An 8,647-nucleotide genomic window follows, 5' to 3' on the forward strand; every position below is an offset into this window, starting at 1 on the left:
CCGGCTGGCTGCCTGGTGGATCTGGTCAACGGCCTCACGCAAGCCTGCTACTCCCGCTCCTTGCGCAGCTTCGCCCAATAGTCGAGCCGCTTCCTGATGTCGCGCTCGAAGCCGCGCTCGGGCGGATCATAGAAGGTCTGGCGGCCCATCTTCTCGGGAAAATAATCCTGCCCCGAAAAGGCATCCGGCTCGTCATGGTCGTAACGATAGCCGGCGCCGTAATCCTCCTCTTTCATCAGCTTTGTCGGTGCGTTGAGGATGTGCTTGGGCGGCAGCAGCGAGCCGTGTTCCTTCGCGGCCCGCGTGGCAGCCTTGAAAGCATTGTAGACGGCGTTGGATTTGGGCGCGGTGGCGAGATAGACGGTGGCCTCGGCAAACGCCAACTCGCCCTCGGGCGAGCCAAGATAATCATAGGCATCCTTGGCGGCATTGGCGACGACAAGCGCCTGCGGGTCGGCAAGGCCGATGTCTTCCATCGCCATGCGCACCAGCCGGCGGCCTAGATAGAGCGGATCCTCGCCGGCATCGAACATGCGTGCGAGATAGTAGAGAGCCGCGTCAGGGTCTGAACCGCGTACCGATTTGTGCAGCGCCGAGATCAGATTGTAATGGCCGTCCTGGCCCTTGTCGTAGATCGGCGCGCGGCGCTGGACGATGCGCTGCAGTCCCTGGGGATCGAAGACCTCGCCGGGTTTGGCTGCCCGCCAGACTTCTTCCGCGAGCGTCAGCGAGGCCCGGCCGTCGCCATCGCTCATGCGGATGAGCATGGTCCGCGCCTCGTCGTCGAGCGGCAGCGCCCTGCCCTCGGTCTCCTCCGCCCGCACCATCAGCTTGGAGATGCTCTCCTCGCCAAGCGAATGGAAGACCAGAACGCGCGCGCGTGACAACAAAGCGGCATTCAGTTCGAAGGACGGGTTTTCGGTCGTGGCGCCAACCAGCACGACTGTCCCGTCCTCCATGACCGGGAGAAAGCTGTCTTGCTGGGCACGGTTGAAGCGATGGATCTCGTCGACGAACAGCAAGGTCTGGCGGCCATTGGTGCGGCGCAATTTGGCCGCTTCGAACACCTTTTTCAGGTCGGCGACGCCGGAAAAGACAGCCGATATCTGCTCGAAGGCCAGGCTGGTTTCGCCGGCAAGCAGGCGCGCCACGGTGGTCTTGCCGGTGCCGGGCGGCCCCCAGAAGATCATCGAGCCGAGCGAGCCGGAACCGATCAACCGGGTCAGCGCGCCGTCAGGGCCGGTCAGATGCTCCTGGCCGACGACCTCGCCAAGGTTTCTCGGCCGCAGCCTGTCGGCCAGCGGCCGCCCAGGCGGGGTCTTTTCCGGTTCATCGACGCTGAACAGATCGGCCATGCACTTCTTTTTCGTTGGAGCATGAGCCCGAATGCACGGAACCCAGCCCTAATAACGCAACACCTGACGCATTATCTGCCCGCCACGCTCGACGGTAAAGCGCCACCAGCGCGTATCCGTCCTGGACGCCAACTCCAGGGTCGCCGCGGTATCGATGGTGGTGCCGTTCACCTCGCGCACGATGTCGCCCGGCTGGAAGCCGAAATCGGCGGCCGGTGAATCGCGGTTGATGTCGACCACGGTGACGCCCTTGATGTCCGTGCGCAGGCCAAGCCGCTGCGCGAGCCGGGGCGACAGCTCCGCGACCTTGGCGCCCGAGAACGGGCTGCGGCCATGCAGCGTCACCTCGGCAGCCTTCATGCCTTCCGGAGCGCGTTCCAGCGCGATATCCATCGCCGCCTGCTGGCCCTTGGTCAAAACCGCGAAATTCGCGGTGGTGCCGATCGACAGCGTCGCCATCCGGTAGTCCAACGCTTCGATGCTCTCGACCGGCTTGCCGTTGAGCTGCAGCACCACGTCGCCGGGCTTGAGTCCTGCCTTGCCGGCGGGTCCTGTCGCCTCGACCGACGAGACCAGCGCACCGGTCGGCTTTTCCATGCCGAGCGATTCGGCGATCTGCGGCGTCACCGCTTCGAACTCGGCGCCGATATAGGGCCGCTCGAAGAAGTCGAGCCCGGCCTTGGCCGCGTCGGCAAAAGCGCGGACCATATTCGAGGGAATGGCGAAGCCGATGCCGATCGAACCGCCGCTGCGGCTGTAGATGGCGGTGTTGATGCCGACCAGCTGGCCGCCCATGTTGATCAGCGCGCCGCCGGAATTGCCAGGATTGATGGCGGCGTCGGTCTGGATGAAGAAGCTGGAATCGGAGACGCCGATATGGCTGCGGGCCAGTGCCGAGACGATGCCGCTGGTGGTGGTCTGGCCGACGCCGAAGGGGTTGCCGATGGCCAGCAACAGGTCGCCGACCTCAAGCGCGTCGGAATCGCCGATGGCGATAACCGGAAACGGCTTGTCCGAGGTGATCTTGAGCACGGCGAGGTCGAGTGTCTCGTCCTTGAGCAGCACCTTGCTGTCGAACTCACGCCCATCAGCGGTCGCCACCTTGACCCGGTCGGCATCCTTGATGACGTGGTAATTGGTGACCACGACGCCGGTCGGATCGACCAGCACGCCGGAGCCGAGCGAAGACTGTGCACGCGGCTGCGAGCGACCGAAGAATTCCTCGAAGAACGGATCGCCGTCGAAAGGCGACGTGACCTTGGCCGTCTGCGAGGCATAGACGTTGACCACGGCCGGGGCTGTCTGCTTGACCAGCGGCGCAAACGACAATTGCACCTCCTCGCGGCCGAAGGGTACGCGCTTGTCGGGACCAGCCGTGGCGTTTTCGCCTTCCACGCCATGCAGCAGGTCGGTCAGCACATCGGACAGGCCGGGATCGGTCTTCGTCTCCTCGGCCAATGCCTGCCTGACCACCGGTGCGGCCGCAAACGCCATGATGGCGAAAAGCAGAACAAGGGGCAGTCTTCTGGCGCGCATTCGCGAATCCTCCAAGGCAAGTTCGGGGGCATTGTCCCGACGATTGTGCAAAATGAAAGGCTAAGCCGCTGAAATCCGACTATTTTGGGCAGCAAAACAGCTACAGCTGACCTTGAAACCGAAAACCTCGTGGCCCTGATGAAAAAACAACTCCTGTCTTTCCGTGACTTTTTGAAGACCGGTAGCTTGGGGCCGATCTCCCCCGACATGACAATGGCCGAGATTGTCGAAGTGCTCGGCATGCCTGAGCATGTCGATCCAGACTACTGGACGTTCGGAAAGCTCGAAATTTCCTTTGATATCACGCCGCCTCGCCAGATGAACTGGTTTCAAATTGAGCAGGCCAGTTACCTCAAAGGCGATTTGGAGGCTCTCACCACTCGCTTTGCACTCTCCCTGGACGGGTTCAGCGGAAAGACAAAGCCATCAGAGTTCCTGGGTGCCGGCCTTTGGACTCCAGATCAGGCCAAGGTTTTCTACGCGGCATCCGGCCATGACATCGGGATGAACATCTGCGCCGGACCGATTCAGATAAATTTTCATGTGGCTGCCGACTTCATCGGCAACCAAGATGCCGAAACCTATTTGAAGGCCTCCTCCCCGTCGCAAGCGCTGGCGAAAATCGATTCTCGAGCCGTCCTCGACAGTATCTATTCATATCCTTACCCGAAGACTGAAGAGGTACCGGGTGCATTCGATTGGAAGCTGTTGAGCGGAAGCCAGTACCTGGCGCTGGCCGATGGACAGCAAACATCGGCAAACAAAAAAGGGGCCCGCAGGCCCCTTTGAACTCATTTGGGAAAACCGAGCCTTATGCGGCTGCGGCGTCCGCGTCAGCGCTTTCGGCTTCGATGCGAGCGCGGTCGCCGGCGCCTTTGGCCGAAACGTCGCGATCGACGAACTCGATGACGGCCATGGCGGCGTTGTCACCGTGACGGAAGCCCGCCTTCATGATGCGCAGATAGCCGCCATTGCGGTTGGCGTAGCGCGGCGCGATGGTGTCGAACAGACGCTTGACGACGCCTTCATTGCCGATCTGGGCAATGACCTGGCGGCGGGCATGCAGGTCGCCGCGCTTGCCGAGCGTCACCAGCTTCTCGACGATCGGACGCAGGTCCTTCGCCTTCGGCAAGGTCGTGACGATCTGCTCGTGCTCGAGCAGCGACACGGCGAGGTTGGCGAACATCGACTTGCGATGGCTAATGCTTCGTGCGAAGCGACGGCCTTTGAAACCGTGGCGCATGGCTCTTTTCCTTCTTCAGTTGTTCAAGAGGCCGTGGCCTCTGATGGTTTTCCGCATGACCGTCGGATCGAGCGGCCCACGCCGCCCATCCTTGGAATTCATGCTCAATATTGGTCTTCGTAACGCTTAGCGAGGTCTTCGATGTTTTCCGGCGGCCAGTCCGGCACTTCCATGCCGAGGTGCAGGCCCATCGCCGCCAGGACTTCCTTGATCTCGTTCAGCGACTTGCGGCCGAAGTTCGGGGTGCGCAGCATCTCGGCTTCGGTCTTCTGGATCAGGTCGCCGATATAGACGATGTTGTCGTTCTTCAGGCAGTTGGCCGAACGCACCGAAAGCTCGAGTTCGTCGACCTTCTTGAGCAGCGCCGGGTTGAAGGCGAGCTCGGTGACGGCCTCGGCGGCGACTTCCTTCTGCGGCTCGTCGAAGTTGACGAACAGGCCGAGCTGGTCCTGCAGGATGCGGGCGGCGAAAGCCACCGCGTCCTCGCCGGTGATCGAACCGTCGGTGTCGATCGTCATGGTCAGCTTGTCATAGTCGAGAACCTGGCCCTCGCGGGTGTTCTCGACCTTGTAGGAGACCTTCTTGACCGGCGAATAAAGGCTGTCGACCGGGATCAAGCCGATCGGCGCGTCTTCGGCGCGGTTGCGGTCGGCCGGCACGTAACCCTTGCCGGTGTCGACGGTGAATTCCATGCGGATTTCAGCGCCTTCGTCCAGCGTGCAGATGACGTGGTCGGGGTTGAGGATCTCGACGTCGCCAACCGTCTGGATGTCGCCGGCAAGAACAGCACCCGGTCCCTGCTTGCGAACGACCATGCGCTTGGGACCATCGCCTTCCATGCGGATGGCGATTTCCTTGATATTCAAGACGATGTCGGTCACGTCCTCGCGCACGCCGGCGATGGACGAGAATTCATGCAGAACGCCGTCGATCTGCACGGCGGTAACAGCCGCACCGCGCAGCGAAGACAGAAGCACGCGGCGCAGCGCGTTGCCCAGCGTCAGGCCAAAGCCACGCTCGAGAGGCTCGGCGACCAGCGTGGTCAGCGTCTTCTTCTTCGACGAGAACTCGATCTTGTTCGGCTTGATCAGTTCCTGCCAATTTTTCTGGATCATGATGCTTTCCTTCCGTTGACCCGCCACCATCCAATCGTGGCGGGCGACCTGGAATGCCGCGGAGGAGCGCCCAAAGGCGCTCGCGCGGCGTTCGGTAAATGCTTAGACGCGACGCTTCTTGCGCGGGCGGCAGCCATTGTGCGGGATCGGCGTCACATCACGGATCGAGGTGATGGTGAAGCCGGCCGCCTGCAGGGCGCGCAGTGCCGATTCACGACCGGAGCCGGGTCCGCAGACCTCGACTTCGAGCATGCGCATGCCGTGTTCCTGGGCCTTCTTGGCAACATCCTCGGCAGCCATCTGGGCAGCGAACGGGGTCGACTTGCGCGAACCCTTGAAGCCCTGGGCACCGGCCGACGACCAGGCAATCGAATTGCCCTGCGCGTCGGTGATGGTGATCATCGTGTTGTTGAAGGTCGAATTGACGTGGGCAACGCCCGACGAGATGTTCTTGCGTTCGCGACGGCGAACACGAGCGGCTTCCTTGGCCATGATAGTCCTTTCAGTTGATCTCTACACCGCCGTAATGCCAGCGGCTCCACCTTCGTAAGGGAGTAGGGGAATAGGGCAGTAAGGGAGTAGGGAAAAGTGCGACCCGACTGGCGGGCATTCCCTACTGCCTTACTCCCCTACTCCCTTATTCCCCTAAAAAATTACTTCTTCTTGCCGGCGATCGACTTGGCCGGGCCCTTGCGGGTGCGCGCATTGGTATGCGTGCGCTGGCCGCGGACCGGCAGCGAGCGGCGGTGACGCAGGCCGCGGTAGCAGCCGAGGTCCATGAGCCGCTTGATGTTCATCGAGACTTCGCGGCGCAGGTCGCCTTCAACCTGGTAATCGCGGTCGATGGTTTCGCGGATCTGCAGCACTTCCGCGTCGGTCAGCTGGTTGACGCGGCGCTCGGCCGGGATGCCGACCTTGTCGACGATCTCCTGGGCGAACCGCTTGCCAATGCCGTGAATGTATTGAAGCGCAATGACAACGCGCTTGTTGGTCGGAATGTTGACGCCGGCTATACGAGCCATGTTCTTCCCTTCTCCATGTGGGCCGGCCAATCCTCAAAAACGAGGCGGGCACGGCGCTGTCTTAAGTTGCCCCGCGTCCGGTGGAGGCCGGCCCATGCGGGAGTTTCCAGTTCAATGCGGCTGCCTTGCCCTTGCGGACAAGCAAAGCTCATGCCTGATAGGAAGACGGGCCGCCATACCGCAGCGAACCGCCTCCGTCAAGTGCAATCGTTAATTTCCCCGCACTGCGTCCTTGAGCACCGCTTCGATCTGTTCCGTCACGGCGTCGATATCGGCCATGCCGTCGACACTGCGGAGCTTGCCCTTGGCATAGTAGTAGCCAATCAGCGGCGACGTCTTCTTGTAGTATTCCCTCAGGCGCTCTTCGAACACGGTCGGGTTGTCGTCCTTGCGAACGGGAAGGCCGGCGGCCTGCGCCTCGTCGGCGCGCTTGACGATCCGGCCAACCAGGGCCTTGTCGTCGACCACGAGCTCAATGACGGCGTCGAGGCCCTGGGAGCGATCCGACAGCATCTGCTCGACCGCATCCGCCTGCACCAGGGTCCGCGGATAGCCGTCGAGGATGAACCCCTTGGCGCAGTCGGGCTGATCGATACGCTCGGCGACGATCGCGTTGACGATCGCGTCGGACACCAGTTCACCGGCATCCATCACCGCCTTGGCGCGCTTGCCGACTTCGGTGCCTGCCTGGACGGCAGCACGCAGCATGTCGCCCGTCGAGAGCTGGGGTATGCCGTGTTTTTCTACCAGTCTTTGTGCTTGCGTCCCCTTGCCCGCTCCTGGCGGCCCAAGCAATATCAACCTCATCTGGCTTTCTTCCCCCCGCGCAGCTTCGACTTCTTGATCAGGCCTTCATACTGGTGCGCAATCAGGTGCCCCTGAATCTGCGCAACCGTATCGAGCGTGACACTGACCACGATCAGAAGCGATGTGCCACCAAGGTAGAATGGTACGCCAGTCGCCGAGATCAGGAACTCCGGCAACAGGCACACCAGCACCAGATAGATGGCGCCGACGACGGTGATGCGGGTGAGAACGTAATCGATGTAATCGGCGGTGCGCTCGCCCGGTCGATAACCCGGGATGAAGCCTGAATGCTTCTTGAGCTGGTCGGCGGTGTCCTTCGGGTTGAAGACAATCGCAGTGTAGAAGAAGGCGAAGAACGCGATCATCGCCGCATAGAATGCCATGTAGAGCGGCTGGCCATGGCCGAGCGCGGCCAGGATGGTGCTGGCCCAGGCCGGCATGTTGGCCGTCTGCGAGAAGCCCGCGACGGTGGCCGGCAGCAACAGCAGCGACGACGCGAAGATCGGCGGAATGACACCCGACGTGTTGAGCTTCAGCGGCAGATGCGAGGTATCGCCCTGGAACATGCGGTTGCCGACCTGGCGCTTCGGGTACTGGATCAGCAAGCGGCGCTGGGCGCGCTCGAAGAACACGATGAGCGCGATGACGACGACGGCCAGCACGATGATCGCCAGGATCAGGCCGGTCGACAGCGCGCCGGTGCGGCCAAGCTCCAGCGTGCCGGAGATGGCGTGCGGCAGGCCGGCGACGATGCCGGAGAAGATGATCAGCGAAATGCCGTTGCCGATGCCGCGCGCGGTGATCTGCTCGCCCAGCCACATCAGGAACATGGTGCCGCCGACCAGCGTGACGACGGTCGAGATGCGGAAGAACATGCCGGGATCGCTGACGATGCCGTTGCCGCCTTCCAGACCGACAGAAATGCCATAGGCCTGAACCAGCGCAAGCAGCACCGTGCCGTAGCGCGTGTATTGGTTGATGACCTTGCGGCCCTGTTCGCCTTCCTTCTTCAGCGCTTCCAGCGACGGGATGACCGAAGTCATCAGCTGCATGATGATGGAGGCGGAGATGTAAGGCATGATGCCGAGCGCAAAGATCGCCATGCGCTGCACGGCGCCGCCGGCGAACATGTTGAACATGCCAAGCACGCCCTTGCTCTGCGAAGAGAAGGCCTGGGCGAAGGCGTCGGGATTGATACCGGGAAGCGGGATGTAGGTGCCGAGGCGATAGACGAGCAGCGCGCCGATCGTGAACCAGATGCGCTTCTTCAAATCCTCCGCCTTGGCGAACGCCGAGAAATTCAGATTCGAGGCTAATTGTTCAGCAGCCGAAGCCATGCCTGATTCTCCGCTTGGTAACGCTTGATGGCCCTGAGGTCAGGCGGCGCGTTTCACCGAAGCTCACGAGATAAGCTCCGGGCTCTAAACATGCAAGCGGGCGCGGTGTAGCGGCCCCCCCGGTGTGGAGAAAAAAAAGCAAAAGGGTGGAAAAAAGGATACCCCAACAGGCGCAAGCGCGTGAAAATTACGTTTAAACGCAGCAGCCGTTTTAATCGGCCGCGTGTACCAA

Annotated in this window: 9 protein-coding genes; 1 reads left to right on the forward strand and 8 read right to left on the reverse strand. The window is 61.9% G+C overall.

Features of this window, described 5'->3' with window-relative positions; genetic code table 11:
• Positions 1-47: 47 nt before the first annotated feature.
• On the reverse strand, positions 48-1,355 hold the full coding sequence (locus AC0L2U_RS31575; protein ID WP_127810389.1) for a replication-associated recombination protein A: 1,308 nt from the start codon (positions 1,353-1,355) through the stop codon (positions 48-50).
• A gap of 48 nt (positions 1,356-1,403) precedes the next feature.
• Positions 1,404-2,891, reverse strand: a complete 1,488-nt coding sequence (locus AC0L2U_RS31580) for a DegQ family serine endoprotease (protein WP_127396166.1) — start codon at positions 2,889-2,891, stop codon at positions 1,404-1,406.
• A gap of 84 nt (positions 2,892-2,975) precedes the next feature.
• Between AC0L2U_RS31580 and AC0L2U_RS31585 the strand changes: the two genes are divergently transcribed.
• Positions 2,976-3,680, forward strand: coding sequence for a hypothetical protein (locus tag AC0L2U_RS31585; RefSeq protein ID WP_473603269.1), 705 nt, complete (start codon positions 2,976-2,978; stop codon positions 3,678-3,680).
• Between the two features lie 22 nt (positions 3,681-3,702).
• Here AC0L2U_RS31585 and rplQ read toward each other — a convergent pair whose 3' ends face one another.
• From rplQ to secY, 6 genes are all read right to left on the reverse strand, one after another.
• Positions 3,703-4,134, reverse strand: coding sequence for a 50S ribosomal protein L17 (rplQ, locus tag AC0L2U_RS31590; protein WP_013531439.1), 432 nt, complete (start codon positions 4,132-4,134; stop codon positions 3,703-3,705).
• A 104-nt stretch (positions 4,135-4,238) separates the two neighbouring features.
• Positions 4,239-5,249, reverse strand: a complete 1,011-nt coding sequence (locus AC0L2U_RS31595; RefSeq protein ID WP_023812081.1) for a DNA-directed RNA polymerase subunit alpha — start codon at positions 5,247-5,249, stop codon at positions 4,239-4,241.
• Positions 5,250-5,351: 102 nt separating this feature from the next.
• Entirely contained in the window at positions 5,352-5,741 is a 390-nt protein-coding gene (gene rpsK / locus AC0L2U_RS31600) for a 30S ribosomal protein S11 (protein WP_006205444.1), read from the reverse strand.
• A gap of 161 nt (positions 5,742-5,902) precedes the next feature.
• Entirely contained in the window at positions 5,903-6,271 is a 369-nt protein-coding gene (rpsM, locus tag AC0L2U_RS31605; protein WP_013531437.1) for a 30S ribosomal protein S13, read from the reverse strand.
• A gap of 210 nt (positions 6,272-6,481) precedes the next feature.
• The gene (locus tag AC0L2U_RS31610) at positions 6,482-7,078 is read right to left on the reverse strand and encodes an adenylate kinase (RefSeq protein WP_013531436.1); all 597 of its coding nucleotides are present in this window, start codon (positions 7,076-7,078) and stop codon (positions 6,482-6,484) included.
• Positions 7,075-8,415 (reverse strand): preprotein translocase subunit SecY, encoded by a 1,341-nt coding sequence (gene secY / locus AC0L2U_RS31615; protein ID WP_027038734.1) that lies wholly within the window; start codon positions 8,413-8,415, stop codon positions 7,075-7,077. Before secY ends, AC0L2U_RS31610 begins: the two co-directional genes overlap by 4 nt.
• Positions 8,416-8,647: the final 232 nt, after the last annotated feature.

The organism is Mesorhizobium sp. WSM4808, from assembly GCF_055811675.1.

What these genes read in the sequence shown, in the direction of transcription:
- AC0L2U_RS31575 (WP_127810389.1), bottom strand. Translation starts at nt 1,355, where the DNA reads ATGGCCGATCTGTTCAGCGTCGATGAACCGGAAAAGACCCCGCCTGGG.
- AC0L2U_RS31580 (WP_127396166.1), bottom strand. Translation starts at nt 2,891, where the DNA reads ATGCGCGCCAGAAGACTGCCCCTTGTTCTGCTTTTCGCCATCATGGCG.
- rplQ (WP_013531439.1), bottom strand. Translation starts at nt 4,134, where the DNA reads ATGCGCCACGGTTTCAAAGGCCGTCGCTTCGCACGAAGCATTAGCCAT.
- AC0L2U_RS31595 (WP_023812081.1), bottom strand. Translation starts at nt 5,249, where the DNA reads ATGATCCAGAAAAATTGGCAGGAACTGATCAAGCCGAACAAGATCGAG.
- rpsK (WP_006205444.1), bottom strand. Translation starts at nt 5,741, where the DNA reads ATGGCCAAGGAAGCCGCTCGTGTTCGCCGTCGCGAACGCAAGAACATC.
- rpsM (WP_013531437.1), bottom strand. Translation starts at nt 6,271, where the DNA reads ATGGCTCGTATAGCCGGCGTCAACATTCCGACCAACAAGCGCGTTGTC.
- AC0L2U_RS31610 (WP_013531436.1), bottom strand. Translation starts at nt 7,078, where the DNA reads ATGAGGTTGATATTGCTTGGGCCGCCAGGAGCGGGCAAGGGGACGCAA.
- secY (WP_027038734.1), bottom strand. Translation starts at nt 8,415, where the DNA reads ATGGCTTCGGCTGCTGAACAATTAGCCTCGAATCTGAATTTCTCGGCG.